Origin of the sequence: Allorhodopirellula solitaria, assembly GCF_007859855.1 — a bacterium.
GTDB lineage: Bacteria > Planctomycetota > Planctomycetia > Pirellulales > Pirellulaceae > Rhodopirellula > Rhodopirellula solitaria.
Genome location: NZ_SJPK01000007.1, coordinates 142,092 through 162,880, shown reverse-complemented (window position 1 = coordinate 162,880; position 20,789 = coordinate 142,092). Strand labels below are relative to the sequence as shown.

The 20,789-nt window shown below is 59.7% G+C and carries 15 protein-coding genes; 7 read left to right on the top strand and 8 right to left on the bottom strand.

Translation table 11 applies throughout. The annotated features are described in order from the left end of the window. Positions 1–36: 36 nt before the first annotated feature. The gene (locus CA85_RS14995) at positions 37–921 is read left to right on the top strand and encodes a ThuA domain-containing protein (RefSeq protein ID WP_146392138.1); all 885 of its coding nucleotides are present in this window, start codon (positions 37–39) and stop codon (positions 919–921) included. A gap of 455 nt (positions 922–1,376) precedes the next feature. On the opposite strand, the gene CA85_RS14990 is transcribed toward CA85_RS14995, so the two are convergent. Further along, positions 1,377–2,969 (bottom strand): aldehyde dehydrogenase (NADP(+)), encoded by a 1,593-nt coding sequence (locus tag CA85_RS14990; RefSeq protein ID WP_146392137.1) that lies wholly within the window; start codon positions 2,967–2,969, stop codon positions 1,377–1,379. A gap of 146 nt (positions 2,970–3,115) precedes the next feature. Between CA85_RS14990 and CA85_RS14985 the strand changes: the two genes are divergently transcribed. Then, on the top strand, positions 3,116–4,105 hold the full coding sequence (locus tag CA85_RS14985; RefSeq protein ID WP_146392136.1) for an RluA family pseudouridine synthase: 990 nt from the start codon (positions 3,116–3,118) through the stop codon (positions 4,103–4,105). Here the strand turns inward: CA85_RS14985 and metW are convergent. Continuing rightward, positions 4,093–6,021, bottom strand: coding sequence for a methionine biosynthesis protein MetW (metW, locus tag CA85_RS14980; protein ID WP_146392135.1), 1,929 nt, complete (start codon positions 6,019–6,021; stop codon positions 4,093–4,095). The genes CA85_RS14985 and metW overlap by 13 nt on opposite strands. Before the next feature lie 3 nt (positions 6,022–6,024). Next, positions 6,025–7,344 carry an O-acetylhomoserine aminocarboxypropyltransferase/cysteine synthase family protein gene (locus CA85_RS14975; protein WP_146392134.1) on the bottom strand — a complete coding sequence of 440 codons (1,320 nt, stop codon included), beginning with the start codon at positions 7,342–7,344 and terminating at the stop codon, positions 6,025–6,027. Positions 7,345–7,815: 471 nt separating this feature from the next. Between CA85_RS14975 and CA85_RS14970 the strand changes: the two genes are divergently transcribed. Continuing rightward, positions 7,816–9,378 carry a terpene cyclase/mutase family protein gene (locus CA85_RS14970; protein WP_146392133.1) on the top strand — a complete coding sequence of 521 codons (1,563 nt, stop codon included), beginning with the start codon at positions 7,816–7,818 and terminating at the stop codon, positions 9,376–9,378. Between the two features lie 5 nt (positions 9,379–9,383). Here CA85_RS14970 and CA85_RS14965 read toward each other — a convergent pair whose 3' ends face one another. After that, positions 9,384–10,634, bottom strand: a complete 1,251-nt coding sequence (locus tag CA85_RS14965; RefSeq protein ID WP_146392132.1) for a cupin domain-containing protein — start codon at positions 10,632–10,634, stop codon at positions 9,384–9,386. Positions 10,635–10,852: 218 nt separating this feature from the next. Here CA85_RS14965 and CA85_RS14960 point away from each other — a divergent pair, with 218 nt between their 5' ends. Together CA85_RS14960 and CA85_RS14955 are read left to right on the top strand one after the other, a co-directional pair. Then, positions 10,853–12,076 (top strand): aldose 1-epimerase family protein, encoded by a 1,224-nt coding sequence (locus CA85_RS14960; RefSeq protein WP_146392131.1) that lies wholly within the window; start codon positions 10,853–10,855, stop codon positions 12,074–12,076. Continuing rightward, positions 12,069–14,063 carry a serine/threonine-protein kinase gene (locus CA85_RS14955; protein WP_146392130.1) on the top strand — a complete coding sequence of 665 codons (1,995 nt, stop codon included), beginning with the start codon at positions 12,069–12,071 and terminating at the stop codon, positions 14,061–14,063. The genes CA85_RS14960 and CA85_RS14955 overlap by 8 nt, the downstream gene beginning before the upstream one ends. Before the next feature lie 591 nt (positions 14,064–14,654). Here the strand turns inward: CA85_RS14955 and pyrE are convergent. The 3 genes from pyrE to CA85_RS14940 form a co-directional block, all read right to left on the bottom strand. After that, positions 14,655–15,230 carry an orotate phosphoribosyltransferase gene (gene pyrE, locus CA85_RS14950; protein ID WP_146392129.1) on the bottom strand — a complete coding sequence of 192 codons (576 nt, stop codon included), beginning with the start codon at positions 15,228–15,230 and terminating at the stop codon, positions 14,655–14,657. Positions 15,231–15,402: 172 nt separating this feature from the next. Beyond that, entirely contained in the window at positions 15,403–16,479 is a 1,077-nt protein-coding gene (locus tag CA85_RS14945) for an Mrp/NBP35 family ATP-binding protein (protein WP_146392128.1), read from the bottom strand. A 107-nt stretch (positions 16,480–16,586) separates the two neighbouring features. Next, the gene (locus CA85_RS14940; RefSeq protein WP_146392127.1) at positions 16,587–16,790 is read right to left on the bottom strand and encodes a hypothetical protein; all 204 of its coding nucleotides are present in this window, start codon (positions 16,788–16,790) and stop codon (positions 16,587–16,589) included. Between the two features lie 279 nt (positions 16,791–17,069). On the opposite strand from CA85_RS14940, the gene CA85_RS14935 reads away from it, so the two are divergent. Continuing rightward, positions 17,070–18,452 carry a prolipoprotein diacylglyceryl transferase family protein gene (locus tag CA85_RS14935; RefSeq protein ID WP_146392126.1) on the top strand — a complete coding sequence of 461 codons (1,383 nt, stop codon included), beginning with the start codon at positions 17,070–17,072 and terminating at the stop codon, positions 18,450–18,452. Positions 18,453–18,469: 17 nt separating this feature from the next. Beyond that, a complete protein-coding gene (locus CA85_RS14930; protein WP_146392125.1) occupies positions 18,470–19,219 on the top strand; it encodes a methyltransferase domain-containing protein in 750 nt (249 codons plus the stop codon). Between the two features lie 676 nt (positions 19,220–19,895). On the opposite strand, the gene CA85_RS14925 is transcribed toward CA85_RS14930, so the two are convergent. Beyond that, positions 19,896–20,711, bottom strand: a complete 816-nt coding sequence (locus tag CA85_RS14925) for a hypothetical protein (RefSeq protein WP_146392124.1) — start codon at positions 20,709–20,711, stop codon at positions 19,896–19,898. Between the last annotated feature and the right edge of the window lie 78 nt (positions 20,712–20,789).

The window sequence follows — 20,789 nt, the reverse complement described above, 5'->3', positions numbered from 1 at the left end:
ATTCCTCTCTGATCCACCTCTCCAACGACATTTCGCATGACACACAAATCGATCACCTTCTGTCTTCTCGTCCTTGCCATCCTCCTCTCCCAAGGACCCCATCACGCTCAGGCGAACGACGGCGCGGCTGACTCTTCTCCGCTGAAAGTGCTACTCGTCGCAGGAGGCTGTTGTCACGACTATCCGACCCAGTCCAAACTGCTCAAAGAGGGGATCGAGGCGCGTCTGCATGCCGACGTCACGGTGGCGCTCAGCCCCAATGCGACAACCCGAGCAACGTTTGAGATCTACCAGTCCGATGATTGGGCCGAAGGTTATGATGTCGTTGTCCACGATGAATGCTCGGCCGACGTGACCGACAAAGCCTACGTGGAACGGATCTTAGCCGCCCATCGAAGCGGCGTGCCTGCGGTGAACCTGCACTGTGCCATGCACAGCTATCGCTGGGGCGATTTTCGCAAGCCCGTCGAGCAGGGTGCTGAAAATTCGAAGTGGTATGAGATGATCGGATTGCAGTCGACGGGCCACGGCCCCAAGTTTCCGATCGATGTAGTCTTTACCAACGCTGATCATCCAGCCACCAAGGGACTCGAGAATTGGACGACCATCAACGAAGAACTGTACAACAACGTGCGCGTGATGGATGGCACGACGGCGCTGGCGTCGGGCAAGCAAGCGGTCCCACCCAACAAGCGCCAGCTCAAACGCGATCCCGACGCCAAGGGGAACGTGTCCGAGGCGGTTGTCGTCTGGACGAGCGAATACGGACCGAAGCAAACCAAAATCTTCAGCACCACACTGGGCCATCAAAACGAAACGGTAGCCGACGCCCGCTACCTCGATCTCGTCGTCCGTGGACTGCTGTGGACCACCGGAAACCTCAGCGAAGAGGGCGAACCAGTCGCTGCACTGATGAAGTGATCTGATGACGCTGTAGTGCAGGGCAACAGGGGCTAAGTTCGTCGGATGAAGTGTTTCGGTGGATTATGCCGAGGGCCTTCGTCCTGATGATCGCCCATGAGTCAGCTTCCCTGTGTGCTTGTCACACGGGAAGCAGCGTTTTGAAATTAGAAAACCGCGGCATCGAGACGGGTTCCCTCGTCAGCTTGTGGTTCGTTGGTCGTGGAGTGTCGACCTCGAAGTGGGACGCAGATTTTGTCGTGAATGATCTTCCACCCCATTCGGGGTTGGTTCTTGCGTCTCGCGACGTATCTGGGGGTGTTCGCTTGCGCTCAAACCACCGGGTATTATCTTAAACGCCTTCGGCGTAGGAGAACTTGTGGGTCAAGGACCCTTTGAATGCCAGCGACGATTGCTTCCTAGCGTTGGGCAGCTCGGGATGATCTTCCCGAGCTGTCCGCAGTTCAGCTCAACGCTTACACGCTGCCGCCGCGCCATTGGCCATCGATCAGCCGCATGGTTTCCTCCATTGGCGACTCGTCTTTGAGCAAGCACGGTAGCCGCGGGGGGCGAACGTTGTCGAAGCTCGTCAGTTTGCCAAAACGCAGCATCGAGGCGGGGATGCCCACCGCGGTGAATCCGGGGTGACCGGTCGCTGGATAGGGGCCGCCGTGGTTCATCGCGGGGCTGACGGCAACTCCCGTTGGCATTTTATCATTGAGTAGGCGGCCGACCTTCGGCTCGAGCACGAACGTGATCCTTTCGACATCGGCTTCTTCACTACCGCTCTCACTCGAATAGATGCAGCCTGTCAGGTTGCCTTCGAGCTGATCGATGGCTTGGCAGAGTTGCTCAACACTGTCGGCCACGACCATCAAGGACGCGTTGCCAAACGCTTCGGTTTGAAACCCTTCCGGGTCTTTGACGAACGCCGCACCGTCGACGCGCATCAACGTGTTGGCGACGGCGCAGCGGCCGGATTCCGATTCACCACCGCCGGTCAGCAGCTCAGCCCCGAGTCCGGTCAGCGTCTGCACGCTTTGAGTGAGCGAGCGAGCCACGGCGGGCGAGAGCAGCGTGCCGGCTGCGGCGGAGGCAAAGCGAGCTTTCACCCCATCGATGAACTCATCCGTTTCCGAGCCCGCGACCAGCATCACGATGCCGGGATTGGTACAGAACTGACCCGCCCCCATCAACGCACTGCCGACGAATTCATCGACCATCTTTTCACCCCGCTGTGCCAATGCTCCCGGAGTCACGACGACCGGATTCACGCTAGAGAGTTCCAGATAGATGGGCTTGCCTGCCTGGTCGGCAGCGGACTTCAGAGCCAGGCCAGCACCGCGGCTGCCCGTGTATCCGGTCGCGCCGACGCGTGGATCGGCCACCAGTCGTTCACCGTCGGCGTGGCTGGTGCGATAGATCAACTGGACCGTTGCCGCGGGCAGTCCGCTTTCGTTCACCGCTTCCTGGGCGAGCTCGGCGAGCAGACGTGTGGTCTCGGGATGCGAGCTGTTTGCTTTGCCGATGACGGGGTTGCCCGCTGCGATGGCGGCGGCGAAATCGCCTCCGGAGACACTGTTGAAGGCGAAGGGAAAGTTGTTCGGGCCGAAAATGCAGACCGGGCCGAGAGGTCGATAGCAGGAGCGGATGCCGGCTTGGGTATCAATCGTGGGCAGTGCCCAGTTCCCACTGCGGCAGGCCGCCGCGGCGGCGCGCAGTTGGTTGCTCGTGCGTGGCAACTCGACGTCTGCCAAACGGGGTGAGCGGGCGAGCCCGGTCTCGGCGAATGCCGACTCGACCAACGCGTCTTTAGCCGCCTCGATCTTGTCCGCATACAGTTCGAGAAAGGCAGCGATTTTCGTTGCCGGCAATCGCCGCAGCTCCACGGCAGCTTCGGCTGCGGCATCGAGAGCCGCGTCGCAGTCCTGCCAATCGCTGACTGGAAAGGTGGGGGTGAGCGTCTCGTTGCGATTGGGATCGGTGGCCTGAAACGTCGAATTTGACGAGGCATCACGCCAGGATCCAGCGATCAGAACGGGGCGAAGATCGGTAGCGGCGATAGTCATGGCGGGCGCTCAAGTGTGAGATATTGCGAGATGAACAGTGAGGCTCTATCGTCGATGATCCAAGCATTCTTCTCAACCGGGCATCACGGGGGCGGCGAGACACCCGTCCCTCACCGGCTCGCTCGGTAGCAGGATTTCCCGTCAATATGAAAACGATCCGTTTCGACCCGCTCCCCGGCTGCCTGCCCTATCTGAACGAGCGTTTGATGCGCGTGCGACAGGCTCAGTCGGGCCTGCCACTGATCGACTTTTTGTGCGAGTTCCATCCGCCCACGCCTCGAGAGAACTGGCGGAGGTGGATCGCCTGCGGTGAAATCACCATCGGAGACCAAGAGGTCGGTGAGGACCGCCGCGTCGCTGCGGGCGAACGGTATCGACATGTGATCCCTCGCTATGTGGAGCCCGCTGTCAGTGCGACGATCGGGATCCTGCATGCCGATCGGGCACTGCTGGTCGTCGACAAGCCCGCTCCGTTACCCGTGCATCCGAGTGGTCGCTTCTATCGCAACACATTGTCAATGCTGCTCGCAACCGCGTATCCCGATGATTCACTGCGGATCGCTCATCGGCTCGACGCCAACACGACGGGCGTGGTCATCTTCACTCGCACAGCGGCTGCGGCCTCGATCGTGCAGCCTCAGTTTGAGAGCCGCCAAGTCGAGAAGCAGTACCTCACCCGAGTCCAGGGCCACGTCCCCTGGGACGAGTATCGGTGCGACCTTGAGATCGGCGATGCCAAATCATTGGGCCATCGCAATACGGCGGGGGCACGGATCGTCAACGAGGGCAGTCAGCCTGCCGATACCTTGTTTCGTCGCCTGGATCGTTTTCAAGACGGCACGTCGTTGCTGCAGGCGACTCCCATCACCGGCCGCACGAACCAGATTCGGGTACACGCCGCGGCGATGGGGTTTCCTGTCGTTGGTGATCCGTTCTACGCTACAACTGTCGTCGATAAATCAGATCGAAACCGGCGGCCCACTCAAACGTTGGGTGTCGGCGACCCTGTGATGTGCCTGCATGCCTGGCGGATTGGCTTGATTCATCCAGACAACGCCGCGTCCGAGGGCACACCTCAGCGATGTGTGTATGAGAGTCCACCGCCGGGTTGGGCGCAATCGAATCAATCGCAATGAAATTCCAGGACGGCGGTGTCTGCATTCAAGTTGGGGTCGTCGTCCGCTTCAATATGACGCGACTGGCTGACGTCCCAGTAGATCTCACGATCGATTGTCACACCCAATTCAATTAGCAGATCGTGTACGTCGGCAATCGTGGGAAATCGCCGATTGGGCGTGTCGTGCCAGGCAAAGTCAAACTCGCCTGCCGCCCGAGGTGATCGTCCCCGAGTGACGTAGTCGTCCCGCAGGACACGGTAGGCGAAATTGGGAAAGCTGATGATCCCTTTCTTGCCCACTCGCAGCATCTCTTCGAGCAGTGCAACGACATTGTCGACCGCCTGCAGGGTGGCATTGAGGATGACCACATCGAATTGGTTGTCGATGAAAGCGGGTAGTCCGTTGTTGAGGTCATAGTCGATGACATCGAGGCCACGCATGGCCGTCGAAAGAATTTTTTCTTGAGCGACTTCGACACCCATCAGTCTCATCGGGGTTTCCGCGTGACGATCTCGGATCGCCGCGAGCAGCTCGCCGCAGCCGCAGCCGAGATCGAGCACTCGACTGCCCGCGGGAATGATTTCCAGGATCGATTCTTCCGCAACAGTCAGCTGCACCGGAGCTTGAGTTTCGGATGCCGCTGCGTGGGACGCGTCTTCACCGGACGGTTCTTCGGTCGGGGGCCGTAGCTTCTCTGAGAGGGGACGCAGGCGTTCTTGCACCAGCGGCCCGTAGGTCGCCATGTCTCGGGCGATCAGAAATGCGTCGTGACCAGCATCGGTGGTGATCTCCGCATAGGTCACCCGTTTGTCGAGTGCGGTCAGCGCGTTGACAATCTCTCGCGACTGATCCGGCGGGAACAACCAGTCACTGCTGAAACTGATCAGTAGAAAATCGCACGTGCACTCGTCAAAGGTTTCCATCAAACGCAAGCGGTTGCTACCTAAGTCGAATAGGTCCATCGCCATCGACAGCGTGATGTAGCTGTTGGCATCGAACCGTGTCGTGAACTTTTGCCCTTGGTGGGCGAGGTAGGAACCGACGCTGAAACGCTGCTCGAAATCGGAGGCGATGTGGCGCGGGTCGTGGCGGTCCGGATCGAACTTAGCCTCCATCGCCGCCACGCTGAGATACGTGATGTGCCCGAGCATGCGGGCGATGGCCAAGCCGGTAACCGGACGATTGGGACGGTCGTAGTACTGGCCGCCATGGAAATGCGGATCGGTTTGAATCGCGTTGCGGGCGATCACGTCGAATCCCAACGCTTGGCTGGTCAGCCGCGGCGAGGTGGCGATTGCGATGCATGTGTGGGTGCAGTCTGGGTAGCGACTGACCCACTGCAACGCTTGATGCCCACCGAGGGATCCACCGACGATGGCCCGCCACTTGGTAATCCCCAGCGAATCGGCCAAGCGACGCTGGACCTCCACCATGTCACCGAGTGTGATCCGAGGGAAATCCGCACCATAGGGCTGGCCACCGCTCGTCGGCGCCGGATCGCTCGGCGCCGGATGGCTCGCTGGCGGATGGCTCTGCCCGTCGAGCGCCCCGTTTTTCTCGCTACCACTCTCGCCACGCAAATCGCCGGGGCCGGTTGTCCCCCGGCATCCGCCGAGCACGTTCGGGCAGACCACGAAAAAACGATTGGTGTCAATGGGCAGCCCTGGCCCGATCAAGCCATCCCACCAGCCCGGTTGGTCGTCGGCATCGTGGCGGGCGGCATGGGAGTCGCCCGAGACAGCATGACAGACCAAGATCGCATTGGAGGCGTCCGCGTTGAGCGTCCCCCAAGTCTCGTAGCAGCAACGGATTCGCGGCAGCTCGCCACCACGCTCGAGCAACAGCGGTTCTTCGAACCAAACTGTTTGGGCGTGCGTGAGTGGTTCGTCACTGCGAACGTCGTCGGTGCTCAATCGCTCTTCGCTGGAGGTCATGCGTTAGGCAGTGGCGGCGGCGAGTGCTTGTTTCAAATCATCGATGATGTCAGCGCTGTCTTCGATACCGACCGACACGCGGATGTACTCGGGGCTCACGCCCGCCTGCCGTTGCTCGTCTTCGGTGAGCTGTTGGTGCGTGGTACTGGCGGGATGGATGACCAGCGTTTTGGCGTCACCGATGTTTGCCAAGTGCGAGCAAAGCTTGCAGGCGTTGATGAATTTCTTGCCCGCCTCGGCGCCGCCCTTGATGCCGAATCCCAAGATGGCTCCCTTGCCATTGGGGAGATACTTCTGAGCGTTGGCGTGATGCGTGTGCGTTTTCAATCCGGGATAATTGACCCACTCGACGCTCTCGTGAGCATCAAGGAACTCGGCGACCTTCGCTGCGTTCTCGCAGTGGCGTGGCATCCGCAAGTGCAGGGTTTCGATCCCCATCAGGAATAGGAAAGCGGCGAAGGGGCTCATTGCCGCCCCGGTATCGCGAAGCCAGTGCGTGCGGATATGCAGGTTGTAGGCGATGTTGCCCATCGGCCGCAGATGCTCTTCGAAAACCGCACCGTGATAGGAGGGCGATGGGGCACAGAACTCAGGCCATTTTTCGGGTTGGTCGGCCCACTGGAAGTTACCGCTATCGATGATCGCCCCGCCGATGTGGACACCGTGGCCGCCCAAGAACTTCGTCGTGCTGTAGATCACGATATCGACGCCGTGTTCGATCGGACGCAGTAGCATCGGGGTCATCACGGTGTTGTCGCACAGTACCGGCAGAGCACCGTGCGGAGCCGAGTGGGCAGCCTTGGTGATCGCTTTGAAATCGGGGACATCGTTGCGAGGATTGCCGATGCTCTCCATGTACACCAGCCGCGTGTTCTCGTCGACCAGTTTGTGGATGTCTTCCGGCTTGTCCGGATCGAAAAAGCGGACTTCGATGCCGAGGTTTTTGAGAGTTTGAGAGAACAGCGTCCACGTCCCGCCATAGAGCGACGTGCTGCTGATGATGTTCTGGCCGCTGTGGGCGATCGTCAGCACCGCGGCTGTGATCGCGGCTTGGCCCGATGCGAAGCACAACCCGGTCACGCCGCCTTCCATCTCGGCCAAGCGTTTCTCCAGAACGTCGACGGTCGGGTTCATCAACCGGCTGTAGATATTGCCGAACTCGGTCAGGCCGAACAACGCCGCCGCGTGGTCGGTGTTGTCGAACTGGTAGCTCGTGGTCGCATAAATCGGCACCGCTCGCGATTTAGTCGTCGGGTCAGCAACCTGCCCGGCATGGAGAGCTTGCGTGGCAATACGATGGTTGGCGGTGGCGTCTTCTGACATCGATGGTTCGCGAAGGTTCGAGGAATAAGAGACTATCGGATTGGCATTCACCCAGGGGCATTCCCCGTGGAAATGGACCGGCAAACTAGCAGATTTTTAGGGCAGTAGGTAGCAGGCACCGCCACTACGAGCACGCAATGCCTGCTCCAGTGGGTGGTGGCGGTGTGGTTCGATCGGATGGTGTGGCTGTTACGGGTGTCGGCAAGCCCTCCTGATGGGATGGGTACAAGCGACCAGCGAACGCGTTTTTTTACTACAGGAGACACTCAGAAACGCAAAACGAAGGGTAGGGTTTGTTCTATACTATCCCGCGTAAAGTTGTTTCGGTCACCTTACGTGCCTAGCCGAAACGGGGCCTACCCTCTCTGGCGAGGCCGTTAACCCATATTTCAAATGACCTCGCCTCCCGAGGGGAAGACCCCTTTTCGGATCGCGAGTTCTCTATCGCCACCGCGTCCATCGGATCCTTCTATGTCGACCACGACAGACCCCGACCTGCCAGATCTGGATGAGCTGTTGTCGACGGAGGTTTCCGCCCAGGACGAGGCTGAAGCGGAGGAGCCTCGGAGACGGCGGCTAGGGTTTCTTAAAGAAGCTCCCGCCTGGCTGATCAGCACCTTGGTTCATGTGGCAATCCTGCTCGCCCTGGGATTGGTCACGCTCACCGATCCGGTCAAACTCGTCAATGTGCTCTCGGCGACCGCGACGGGTGAGGAGGGTCCCGAGATCGAAGAGTTCACGATTGAACAGATCGATCCGGGGGAGATGGAGGTGATTGAGGAAGTCAGCGAGCCCGTCGAGGTCGCCGAAGCGATGGACGTGACCGAACCGGTTTCGCTCGACGTGCCCATGGACATCGCAGCGGTCCCACTGGACATCTCCGATTTGGCTGCCGAGATGGCTCCTACGTCGACCACCCTGCAGACGCTGGCCTCGGTGGAAACCACCGCGATGGACAGTCGTTCGGAGCAGATGAAGAAAAAGCTACTGCGTGAACTGGGGGGCAATTCGGCCAGTGAGGCAGCGGTCACCGAGGCCTTGAAATGGATTGCCCTGCACCAGATGCGAGACGGCCGTTGGACCTTTGCTCATAACTTGGTGTGCAAGAACGCTTGCGGAGATCCCTGCATCGCCAAACGCGCCTCGGCGTTCAACGGCGCCACCGCGATGGCGCTGTTACCATTCTTAGGGGCTGGCCAGACTCATAAATCAGGAGACTACCAATCCGTGGTACGCCGCGGTCTGCAGTACCTGATTCGCAGCGGCAGGCCAGGGACGAAGGAAGGTTTGGCCGTCCTTGATTTGACCGAACCCGACGGCAATATGTACTCACACGGTCTGGCCGCGATCGCCCTCAGCGAGGCGTATGCGATGACCGGTGATCCCACGCTCGCGGCGCCGACGCAAGCGGCGTTGAACTTTATCGTCGCAGCCCAGTGCCGCGACGGCGGGTGGAAATACAAGTACCAGGACTCCCGCGGTGGCGACACCTCGGTCGTTGGCTGGCAGATCATGGCTCTCAAGAGCGGATACATGGGGCATCTGATGGTGCCACCTAAAACGATCCAAGGCTCGCTGCTGTTTCTCGACCGCGTCCAGTCCAATGGTGGAGCGAGGTATGGCTACGACAAGAAGACGACCGATTTCAACGCGTCGATGACCGCCGTGGGGCTGCTCTGCCGGATGTACACCGGCTGGCAGAAGAATAACGAAGCCTTGCAGCGAGGTGTTGCCGACCTCGCTGAGCGAGGTGTCATGAAAAACGACATCTATTACGACTACTACGCCGCCCAAGTCCTCCGCCAAACCGGCGGTCCGGAATGGGACAAGTTCAATGCCGAACTACGCGACTGGCTCGTCGAAACGCAGGCACAGGAAGGCGGTGCCAAAGGCAGTTGGTACTTCGAGAGCGCCCACGTTTCCAATGGTGGGCGGCTGTGCATGACGTCGTTCGCAACAATGATTCTCGAAGTCTACTATCGTCACATGCCGCTGTATTCTCAGCAGAGTGAAGAAGACGACTTCCCGCTCTAGCGATCTCAGGAGCCGCCTTTGGGCAGATCGGAATGGGCGTCGGGGCCGAAGTAGCGGAGGCCGACGAGTGGTTCGCTGCCGAGGTTTTCGATCTCGACACCCTGCGTTGCGGCGACGTGAGAGATGAAGACCTCGTCGGTTGTATTCTCACCGAAGTGGATCATGGCTGGTGTTTGCAGGTCGAGTGATCCGATCCGGCCACGGCCTTGTACCGTGATCCAACTACTCGTTGCCCCGTCCTTGAGCGTGCATTTCGCACCCGGCTGGATCGTCAGCTCTTTGGCGCTGAAGCACTGCTTGCCATCGACGGTCCCGTACACGACCCACAGGTCTTCGTAACCATCGCCGCTGCGTTTCTCGTCGCGGATGGGCTCGAGGTAGTTGCTGTTTTTGAAGTGGGTATCGACGTTCTTGTCCCAGTCGAGTTGGCCGACGATGAAGTCGAGGTCCTGGTGCTTTTCCTCAGGCATGTCCTTGACCAGGAGCGACCAGGGGACGTAGCGGCCTTCGACGATGGATTGATACATGCCGAAGACGTCACTGCCCCATTGGGGTTCGTAGGTGCACAGCGAACCGGGGGCGTGCAGAACGCCCGGTGGGATCAGCCAGCCGGTGCCCCGTTTGAGCCGGTAGGCGCGGCTGAGGTCGAGAATGCCATTGTCGCCGGCATTCCAGTTCTCGAGACACTTCCGCACGTCCGCCGGCTCGGTGCCCGGCTCGAGCCCCATGAAGGTGTAGGCGAAGTTATTGTCGACGTTGTTGAGCTGGGGTGGAAAGTAGTAGCTCTCCGGCTTGCCTTCTTGACCGACGAGTTCGGCGTCTTCGAAGCTTTGGTGCATGTGGTGCGGGATCGGACCCATGTTGTCAAAGAACTTGGAATAGACCGGCCAGCGGTCGTATTCGCTGAAGATGGGCTCACCCACCAAGTCGGCACCTCGCTCAGCAACGGCATCCTTGAGCATGAATTTTTTGCCTTCGAACAAGCAGAAACTCTGCCCTTCGTGCCACACGCGGCCCTCGTTAGCGGCATCCGTGGTGCTGCCGAACCAGCGTTCATCGATGCCTCCTCGGTCGGCTCCGAAGCGATAATAATCACCGGGGTGCAACTTGATGCGGCGACCGGGATGCAGGAACGACCGGGGTACCCACGTGGGGGTCAATCGCAACAGCCCTTCGCCCGCATCGAGAGCCGAATCGAGTAACCTAGTGACACTGTCGCCTTTTACGAGGCCTTCATCTAATTTCACGTTGCTCATCGAAGTGGGGTCCGCTTACGGTGTGACTGGAAAGGTGGGATGATGATGGTATGCCGGGAACGATAGTGTAATCGTGATTGAAAGCACCGGCAGATGTTGTTTTAAGCTGGTCGTCGGCCCATTACAAGAATCCGAGTGACCACAGAGTATCGTCCATCGATCCGCGGGACGTGACCGCGCCAGAAATTTTTATTCCTTCCAACTCTCTATTTTTTCTCATGCCGACAGAATCTATCGTCTTGCGAACCACCGAAGACCGTGAAGATCGCATTGAATGGGACGAATCGAGTGCATTGCACCTGACCATTGAAACCCGGGTGGGCGAGGTGACGATTCGCCGCGGCGTTTTTCGCGGCGGCGTCAGTGAGGGGGTGGAGATCATCCGTTTGGCGAATTCGCAGATGCACGTCGATGTGTTGCCAACCCGCGGCATGTCGCTCTGGCGGATGCAGGCCGATGGAGTCCGTTATCAGTGGCAATCTCCGGTCGCCGGCCCGGTCCACCCGAATCACGTCGACATCAGCGAACCGAGCGGATTGGGGTGGCTGTCGGGGTTCGACGAACTCGTGGTCCGCTGTGGTCTTGATAGCAATGGTGCGCCCGAGCACGACGCCAACGGGCAGCTCGTCTACCCTCTCCACGGACATATTGCCAACACGCCCGCCGACGCGCTCACCGTCGAATTTGACGAAGCGTCCGGGCGAGTCGAGTTGGTCGCCGAAACGATTGAGGCTCGTTTGTTCTTTAAGCGGTGGCGAATGCGCACCCGAGTTCGTATTCATGCTGATCGCGACGAGGTGGAATTGCTCGATGACGTTACCAACGAATTGTCCACGCCCAAAACCATGCAACTGCTCTACCATATCAATGTCGGTCCGCCGGTGCTCGGTGAGAACGCAGAGTTGAGTGTGGCGATCGATGAGTTGGCGCCGCGTGACGATCATGCCGCCGAGCAGATCGATGAGTGGAACCGCTTTGGCGAGCCCACATCTGGAGCTGAGGAGCGAGTCTATTTTGCTCGCCCTCTACCCGATGGTGCGGGCGTCGCTCACGCTTTGCTCGCCGACGCCGAGCGGGAGCGGGGACTCGCCGTTCGTTTCAAAACGTCCACCCTGCCGTGGTTTATTCTCTGGAAGAATAACGCCGACATCGGCGACGGCTATGTCTGCGGACTCGAACCGGCCACCAACTTTCCCAACCCCCACAGTTTCGAGCAGGACAACGGTCGCACCGTGGAACTCGCCGGTGGTGAAACGGCATCGTTCCGGGTCACACTGGCCCCGCTCACATCGCGAGATGAAGTGCAGCAGGTCCAAGACGTAATCCGAAAGATCAACACGGACCAGTCTGTGTCCGCTTCCATCTCTCGGACGCCCCGCAGTGGCTGGAGCGTCGACGCGGGTGAGTCGACATCCCCATCAACGGAAACACGCAATGAGTGAATTCGAGCACCTGGGTCCCTACAAAATCGGCAAGGTGATTGGCCGGGGCGGTATGGGATCGGTCTACGAGGCCACTCATGTCACCTCGGGCGAAGAGGTCGCAGTCAAGCTGATCGCGCCCCACGTTGCCGACGATATGCGGTTTCGTCGCCGGTTCGATGCCGAGATCGAAACGCTCCGTCGCCTGCGACACCCCGGGATCGTGCGCTTGATCGGATACGGTGAAGAGTCAGGCCGGTTGTTCTATGCAATGGAATTGGTTTATGGCGAATCGCTGCAACAGCGCATCCGCGATGTCAAACGCATGAATTGGTTGCCAGCGGTCGATATTGCTATCCAGATCACGGCCGCGCTCAAGCAAGCCCACGACATGGGCGTGATTCACCGTGATCTCAAGCCCGCCAATTTGCTGCTGACTGAATCCAACGAAGTCAAGATTGTGGATTTCGGGATCGCGAAGTTGTTCGGCTACGGCGACCAAACGCTGGCCGGATCGGTGCTGGGCACCGCCGACTACATGGCCCCCGAGCAAGCGGGCGATGGTCCCGTCACACCTCGTACGGACCTGTATGCACTGGGAAGTGTGATGTACGCCATGATGGCGGGGCGGTCGCCCTTTGCCGGCAAAAAACTGACGCAGGTCATGGATGCTCTGCAACGAGATCAGGCCGTTCCGTTGGACCTGATCAATCCCGAAATCCCGCGCGAAGTCGTCGAGATCGTCCATGACCTGCTCGAGAAAGATCCGCAGAAGCGACCGCCTACCGCGATTGCTGTGAACAAGCGACTCAAATCGACTCGCGCTGGTCTGCAGCGGGGCCGCACGGTCTCGTTCAAAAGTGAAGTCACACAGCATGGGCCGAAACCCAGCGGTGAGGACGGTGGGCATATCGATACGCAGCAATCCCATCTGACCAGTGGATTGCCGGCGGACGACATCCAGGTTGATGAGGGCTCGGGCGGAACCGGCGACTGCACCGGACCGGGAGACAGTTCCGCAGCCGTGGAATTCAACGAGAGGCATCCAAGCGGGAGCAATGCCAAGGTCACGGCGGCAACAGGAGCCGCGTCGGCGACCGATCCAAAGGATTCTCAGACCCGCGTTCCAGCGCAAGGTCCGCCCGCCAAGACATCGTCTGGGGCCCTCACGAGTTTCCAATCCGTCGAACAGGAAGACGCCAACGCGGGGTATTTACACGGTGACTCCGTGTCTCCGCCCACGCATCACTGGCTCCAGGTCGCTTCGTTTGCCGCGATGCTGGCGATCCTCGCCGGCGGGATTTACCTGTTCGTTCGCGCCACACGCGTGCCCTCAGCCGAGTCCATGTATGAAACCCTGCAGACCGCCGAGCAGGATGGCGAATTGACTCTCAATGAAGCAATCATTGACCGCTTCTTAGTACATTACCCCGAGGATGAGCACTTCGCTCAGGTCCAACGCTGGAAAGAGCAAGCGGACTTGGAACGCACGCTCAAACGCTTGATGGGCCAAGCTCGTTTGTCGGGGGGCGTTTCGAAGCTCGATCCCCCCGCACTGGCGTTCGTCAAAGCCATGGATCTGCGTACGACATCACCTCAGGACGCGATTGTGCGGCTCGAGAGCTGGTTGGAACTCTTTGCCGACGATGGGGCCGATGACGGGCAAAGCGATGAGAACAACGATGGGGCCGGTGACGACGATACGGCACCGGACTTGGATGGCGTGGCACCACTGGTCGGGCTCGACCATCTGACCCGTCTCGCCCGCACGGAGCTGGCTCATCTCCAAGACCCGCTCGCGGGAGAATTGGAAACCAACGGGAGCTTGGTAGAACTCCAGGAGCTGCTCAAGGCGAGCGAGGGTCTGCCACCGGAGCCGCGCGAGCGAAAACTGCGGAGCTTGATCGATTCGTTCGGCGACGAGACCTGGGCCCGCCCTGTGATCGATGAAGCCGAGACGCAGTTGCAGTCGCTGATCGATGGCGGCCAAACAACGCCGGATCAGTGACGAGTGCACTTCTAAACGAGTGCACTTCTAAACGAGTGCACTTCTAAGCAGGTCGGGGCAGTTGTTTCGGTTTATTAGCCATTCAGCATTCGCCCCGGTTCCTTCAACGCTTCGCGTTTGGCGGCAGAAAACCGGGGCTTGCGCTGGGCTGTTCAATCTTTGGGGTTGACGCTCGATAGGTCTTGCGCAATTTCTTGACTTCACCCTCTCCAAACGAAGTTTGGGGAGGGTCGACGGGCGAAGCCTCGTCGGGGAGGGGCCCAGCACTGGGAAAACNCCTCAATCGCTGCAAAACCCTGACCGAGCCCTCCCCGAGAAACTCGCTGAAGGCTCGTTTCTCGACCCTCCCCAGCTTCGCTCGGGAGGGTGAAATCAGGACAGAAATCACCTCCATGAAAATCAACCGAAACGGGTCGCAACCCCAAAGATTGAACAGCCCAGGCTTGCGCCCACCGGTTCATTGAGTGATGCGGAAAATCTTCCCCAGAAGTGCTTCCGCTTCCAAAAGGTGGATATTGACGATGGTTCTCGATCGAGTGAAACGCAGGCACCGCTGCATTCATGCGGTCCCGCTGCGATCGAGGATCGCGTTCACTCCGGTTCGATGCCGAAGTCGCGGATCGTCAACAATGTATGCAGTTGCAACCCTTTGGCAGCGAACGCCGCTTCGCCACCGGCCAGACGGTCGATGATGGCGAGCACGTACATCACATTGAGCCCAAAGGCCTGAGCCGCCTCGGCAGCTTGGATGGCGCTACCACCGCTCGTGATCACGTCCTCGACGATCACCACATTCTGACCGGGTTCGACAGGCCCTTCGACTTGACGGCCCATGCCGTGTTCTTTGGCCTCTTTGCGGACCATGAATCCGTACAAGTCGATCTCTTGACTGCCAGCGATCGTGACAATGGACGCGGTGATCGGGTCAGCGCCGATGGCCATGCCACCGACCGCGTCGGGCATGTCGCCGCTAGTGCCGCCCTGTCGTCCGATGAAATTCAGCATCGCGTTGCCGATCAACCCAGCCCCTTGAGGATGCAGGGTGACGCGTCGGCAATCGAGGTAGTAACTCGCTTTTTTGCCACTGGCGAGCGTGAAATCACCCTGCTGGAGCGCCTCTTGCTCCATCAGATCAATCAAAGGTTTCAGGTGGGCGTCAGCGGTCATCGGTGAATTTCACTCAAAGCGAGAAATGGGAAGGCAGGGATGCACGACCCATTTTGTACCAGAAAGACGGGCGTGATAGCAGCCGCAGTCCGCCCGCAGCTCCGCCGCCACCCATGATCGTGGGGCGGAGCCTGGGCACGAGTTTTCTCGTATGTCCGGAGAGAAAAGAGCTTTAAAGCGTCGGCAGCGATGCTTTGGGCGGTGTCGAGACCGCCTTGGCGGCCAGATTGCGGACCAGGGCCCGGGCGATCTTTTCAAACGGTGCCCGGGCTCGCTGATCGCTATCGAGGGCTTCGGCAAGCCGCCCTTCGTCGCCAGCGATCCGTAGGGTGACGTCGATCGGTAGCCCGCCGAGATAAGCGACCTCCAACTCCTCGGCTTTGTCCCGCGCCCCACCGCTGCCGAAAATATCGTAGGTTTTGCCGCAATCGGGACACAGAAAACCGCTCATGTTCTCGACCATGCCAGCGATCGGGATGTTGACTTTGCGGAACATGCTGATCGCCTTGACCGCGTCGAGCAACGCGACCTCTTGCGGCGTGCAGACGACGACGGCGCCCGAAACAGGCACGTTTTGCGACAGCGTCAGGGCGATGTCGCCCGTCCCCGGGGGCATGTCGACGATGAGATAGTCCAGTTCGCCCCAGTCCGTGTCCTTGAGAAATTGTTGAATCGAACCGTGCAGCATCGGGCCCCGCCAAATCACGGCTTGGTCGGGCTCGAGCAGAAATCCCATCGACATCACGGGCATGGAATTGTCCAGCCGGATGGGCTCAATCTTCTTTTGCTCCGAGATTGCGGGACGTCCCTGCAAACCCAGTAGGTGCGGGATGCTCGGCCCGTAGACGTCCGCATCCATCAACCCCACCTTCGCGCCGAGTCGCTGCAGCGTCAGGGCGAGCGAGGCGGCGACGGTACTCTTGCCCACACCACCCTTGCCGCTACCGACCAAGATCACGCTCTTGGCGCGTAGTCCGATCTGTCCGATTCTTGCTGGCGGGCGGGCATGCTCCGGCGTCTCGACCGTGACTTTTTTCCCGGGGGCAATCGTTAAGATTTTATCGGCGAGGGCGCTGGCAAACTCATCGGCAATCGGCTGGCAATGCGATGTGATACCAATCCGCACCCTGACGGCGTCGCCATCGACCTCGATATCTTGAACCTGGCCCATCGGGCCGAGCGGTCGACCCGATTCCGGGTCGGGATACGCGGCGAGCAGTTCGCCAATCGAATCAGTCAAAGAAGACATAGAGGATGCAGGTTCCGAAGAACGAAGGGGAGGGGGCAAAAATTAGCTCCCGTCACTCTAACGTCTCCACCGAGAACTCTGAACCCTTGGTCTTCCCGGAGCCCGCTTTATCGCTGCTCTCGGTAGGTGGAATAGCTCATGTAGGCCAATCCGCCAGCGAAAATGAGGAATGCTAAATCCATCAACATGCTGGTGGCTTGCATAGGGGCGGCGTCCTGCATCCCGGCAAAGCCCATGATCAGATCGGCTCCGAACAGCACGAGCAGGAGAATCGACGCCACAAGGCTGAGCAGACAAAGCGCCTTGGGCATGAATCGAAACCTCGAAGAACGAAATAGAAGAGAATTAGGGGCCGTTAGCGACATAGCATAGTCAGTCGCAGGCGTCAGTGTAGTTGGGGCTGGCGAAAGTTTCTCAAACCTGCTCAGAATTGCCAGTCTAGCTAGATTTTCTTGCCTCCCCAGAGCCTGATTGTAGCGACTGGAGCAGAAAACTCGACTATTCGTGGCCTATCGGGCCTGCGACATTGGGTGACACAGTCAATCGAGTCTAAATTTTCCATTCTCTCTTCTCTCGCCGTCAACATCGTCATGCGTCGAACGCTTTTCCTAATCCCCCATGAAATCGCGGGAATTCCATTTTTTGGTGTCGGCTGGCTGCTCGCGGGATTGGTGCTGTTCATTCTGATGCGTTTGGCATGGGTACACTTCCGCCCCCAACCGGGGCCGCAGCCGGATTCTTCGGCGGGCGATTCGAGCCCTTCAGCGAGGCCCACGTGGCGTTCGCTGATCGCCCAAGAGGGGACCGTGTGGGCGATTTTTGTCGCGATCATCGTTTTTGTGCTGCCACGCCTGGAGTTGGCCAATATCGCTGGCGAGCCAGTCGGGCTGCCGATTCGTGGCTATGGGATGTTTTTAATGCTCGCGGCGGTGGCCTCGGTGTCGCTGGCGGCTTGGCGAGCGGACCGCGCCGGGTTGGGCGCCGAGTCAATTTTCCGCTTGGCACCCTGGACCTTCATCGGCGGGCTGCTGGGGGCGAGAATTTTCTACGTGATCCAGTATCACAACGATTTTTTACGCGAGACATGGCCCGAGACCCTTGCTGCTATGGCGGCGATGACCCAGGGAGGGCTGGTAGTTTACGGGGGCTTCATCGGCGGGTTTTTGGCGTCCGCGTGGGCGATCACCCGCATGCGGCTGCCCCTTTGGAAACTCGGCGACGTGATCGTGCCCTGCATCTTTGTCGGCCTGTTTTTCGGGCGTTTGGGATGCCTCATGAACGGTTGCTGCTACGGCGGGGCCTGCGATCCCAACGCACTGTCCGTTGAGTTCCCACCGGGCAGCGCCGTTTATATGGACCAATTGGTCAGTGGTGAACTGATCGGAATCACGGCCGACCCGGTCGCTGATCGCGAGTCGAAGACCGCCGGACTCGAGCGGCAATCCAATCAGTGGTTGGTTCAATCGGTCGCTCCGGGTAGCTTGGCCGACCAAGCGGGAGTGCAACCGGGCGAGACGGTGTCGTTGGTTCTCGATCCAGACTTTACCCAACGGGCCCCGCGAGACATTCCCGCCGAGGACGCCTTGCCTGGACTGGCCATTTTGCGAGATGGAGAACTGCTGGCGCGTTTGTCGCCGGATGAACTGCCCTCCCAAGCTGCTCCGGTTTGGGCGACGCAGATCATCAGTTCGGCGATGGCCGCGGTCATGCTCATGTTGCTCTTGTTACTGGAATGGATCCTGCGGATTCGTGGGATTCGCATCGACGGTATACTGATGCTATGTGGGTTCATCGCTTACGCAGTGCTACGGATCGTCTTGGAATGGGTCCGCGTGGACGAGGCAGGCCAATTCGGTACCGTGCTGTCGATCTCGCAGTGGGTGAGTATCGTCGTAATCGTTGCCTGTCTGATCGCGTTGGCGTTCCGTTTGCGCCCACTTCGTGTTCCTTCCTCCATTGAGTCCACCAGTTAAGAAGTAATTTCGAGCCCATGACAATTTCTCGCAGCCGTGTCGATGAGCGAATGGACGCTCCCGATCTACCCGACGATCAGCATCGGGCAGCGTTGGCGGGACTGCGGCGGCTCAACCGGCTCAGTGGGATTTCGGGCACACTCTTTCGTCGACTCGCCCGGATCGCCGCGAACCTGCCTGCGAACCGTCCGTTGCGGGTGCTCGATGTCGCCAGTGGCAGTGGCGACCTGCCGATCGATTGGCTGCGGCGGGCCAGCCGCCGCAAACTGCCGCTGGCCGTGACGGCGCTCGATCGCAGTGAATTGGCCATGCAAACGGCCGCAGACGCCGCCCAGGCCGCTGGCGTGCAACTCGGGACCGTCGTCCGTGACTGCGTCCGGGATGGACTGCCGTCGGGATTTGACGTCGTCACCTCATCGCTCTTCATGCACCATCTCGACCCGCACGAGGTCTCGCGATTGATCCAAGAGATGTGGCGGGTCAGTGACCGGGCGATCGTGATCTGCGATCTAGAACGCTCCCGCACCAACCTCGCCCTGATCGCCGCGGCCTCGCGCCTGGTCACGCGTAGCGACGTCGTTCACTTCGATGCCTCGGCAAGCGTCCACGCCGCCTACACCCGTGATGAATTCGCCACGCTGTTGCACCAAGCACTCTGTTTTTCGGTGCCCGTCAAACGATCACCTCCCTGCCGCTTTCTCGCCGTGATCGATCAAGGATGCCAAGCCGAACCGGTGAAAGCGGCCGCCCGCTACGCGCTGACGTAAACACCACCGCCAAGCCAGCTCGCTGCCACCGGCTCATGTACCGGTCGGTCGGTGCTGCATCCCGCCTCGAACTTGATACAACAGATTCGGATCGGCGAACAATCTCTGGTTGGGACATCGGTCTTTGAGTTGGGCGAATTTTTTTGCTGGGAGCCAGTCGCAAACCCCAAGATGTTGGCTGTATCCCTCAGACCCACTCAATCAATCGTCTCGGTCATGATAGCGGATCACAACGTGATCTGAGCGATCGAGCTCGCGCTCGAAACGTCATCTGATCTTTCAGTGGGTTTCGCAGCGATAAGTCAAGTATGCCGTATCTTCCCACATTCGTGCTTTCGGGACGGAGTGCTCCAGTCAGAAGCTACACGCTTCCCTTGGATGCGTTGCTTTGCGGCGTACCGGGTCGCTGCCCTGGAAACATCTTGCTTCCGTCTCGCTGCTTCTCCCCGTTTGAGCTTCCAGGCGATCGCCGAAGGTACAACACTCGTAACAGCGAAAAATTATGAACATTCCTCCCAAGCCGTTACTGACTCAACGGGCGACCCGAATAGAGCGGGGCTCGCCTCGTGCGAAACGCACATCGGCTGTGGCTCGCGACGGACGGAGCCGTCGGTCGACGATGGAGAGAAACATCGTCCTGCCGGTTGGTTCCGGCAGCCAAGAATCGTACTCGTGCTCAGTCGTCCCGGCGACGGTACTCGTGCTCGTGCTCGTACTCGAAACGAAGCCTGGCGACCGCGCAAGCATTTGGCCGCAAACGCCCCGATGTTGACCGCTGCTCAATCGACTGGGTTGCTCGGTCGTTGGAACCATCACAAATCAGGCAGCGGTTTGATATCGCCCACGCTCGCGACCCATGGCGGCGTGCCAACCGATCGAGTACGAGTACGAGTACCGCTTCGCTGAGCACGAGCACGAGCACGACAATCGGTGTACCGCAGCGGGGAAATCGCGGTTTTCGAAAATGGTACCTTCCTCGTCGCTGGCCCGTGATCGGTGGCGTTCTGGCATCCAGGTACTCGTACTCGTACTCGTGCTCGTGCTCGAAACCAAGCCTGGCGACCGCGCACGCATTCGGCCGCAATCGCCCCGATGTTGACCGCTGCTCAATCGAATGCGTTGCTCGGTCGTTGGAACCATCACAAATCAGGCAGCGGTTTGGTATCGCCCACGCTCGCGACCCATGGCGGCGTGCCAACCGATCGAGCACGAGTACCGCTTCGCTGAGCACGAGCACGACAATCGGTGTACCGCAGCGGGGAAATCGCGGTTTTCGAAAATGGTACCTTCCTCGTCGCTGGCCCGTGATCGGTGGCGTTCTGGCATCCAGGTACTCGTGCTCGTGCTCGTGCTCGTGCTCGTGCTCGAAACCAAGCCTGGCGACCGCGCACGCATTCGGCCGCAAACGCCCCGATGTTGACCGCTGCTCAATCGACTGGGTTGCTCGGTCGTTGCAGACATCGTAATCGGGCAGCAGTGTGGTATCGACCACGCTCGCGACCCATGGCGGCGTGCCGCCCAGTCGATTCCGCGTTCGAGTACCGCTTCGCTGAGCACGAGCACGAGCACG

Coding starts and splice junctions, on each gene's coding strand:
- CA85_RS14995 (WP_146392138.1), top strand. CDS start 37: ATGACACACAAATCGATCACCTTCTGTCTTCTCGTCCTTGCCATCCTC.
- CA85_RS14990 (WP_146392137.1), bottom strand. CDS start 2,969: ATGACTATCGCCGCTACCGATCTTCGCCCCGTTCTGATCGCTGGATCC.
- CA85_RS14985 (WP_146392136.1), top strand. CDS start 3,116: ATGAAAACGATCCGTTTCGACCCGCTCCCCGGCTGCCTGCCCTATCTG.
- metW (WP_146392135.1), bottom strand. CDS start 6,021: ATGACCTCCAGCGAAGAGCGATTGAGCACCGACGACGTTCGCAGTGAC.
- CA85_RS14975 (WP_146392134.1), bottom strand. CDS start 7,344: ATGTCAGAAGACGCCACCGCCAACCATCGTATTGCCACGCAAGCTCTC.
- CA85_RS14970 (WP_146392133.1), top strand. CDS start 7,816: ATGTCGACCACGACAGACCCCGACCTGCCAGATCTGGATGAGCTGTTG.
- CA85_RS14965 (WP_146392132.1), bottom strand. CDS start 10,634: ATGAGCAACGTGAAATTAGATGAAGGCCTCGTAAAAGGCGACAGTGTC.
- CA85_RS14960 (WP_146392131.1), top strand. CDS start 10,853: ATGCCGACAGAATCTATCGTCTTGCGAACCACCGAAGACCGTGAAGAT.
- CA85_RS14955 (WP_146392130.1), top strand. CDS start 12,069: ATGAGTGAATTCGAGCACCTGGGTCCCTACAAAATCGGCAAGGTGATT.
- pyrE (WP_146392129.1), bottom strand. CDS start 15,230: ATGACCGCTGACGCCCACCTGAAACCTTTGATTGATCTGATGGAGCAA.
- CA85_RS14945 (WP_146392128.1), bottom strand. CDS start 16,479: ATGTCTTCTTTGACTGATTCGATTGGCGAACTGCTCGCCGCGTATCCC.
- CA85_RS14940 (WP_146392127.1), bottom strand. CDS start 16,790: ATGCCCAAGGCGCTTTGTCTGCTCAGCCTTGTGGCGTCGATTCTCCTG.
- CA85_RS14935 (WP_146392126.1), top strand. CDS start 17,070: ATGCGTCGAACGCTTTTCCTAATCCCCCATGAAATCGCGGGAATTCCA.
- CA85_RS14930 (WP_146392125.1), top strand. CDS start 18,470: ATGACAATTTCTCGCAGCCGTGTCGATGAGCGAATGGACGCTCCCGAT.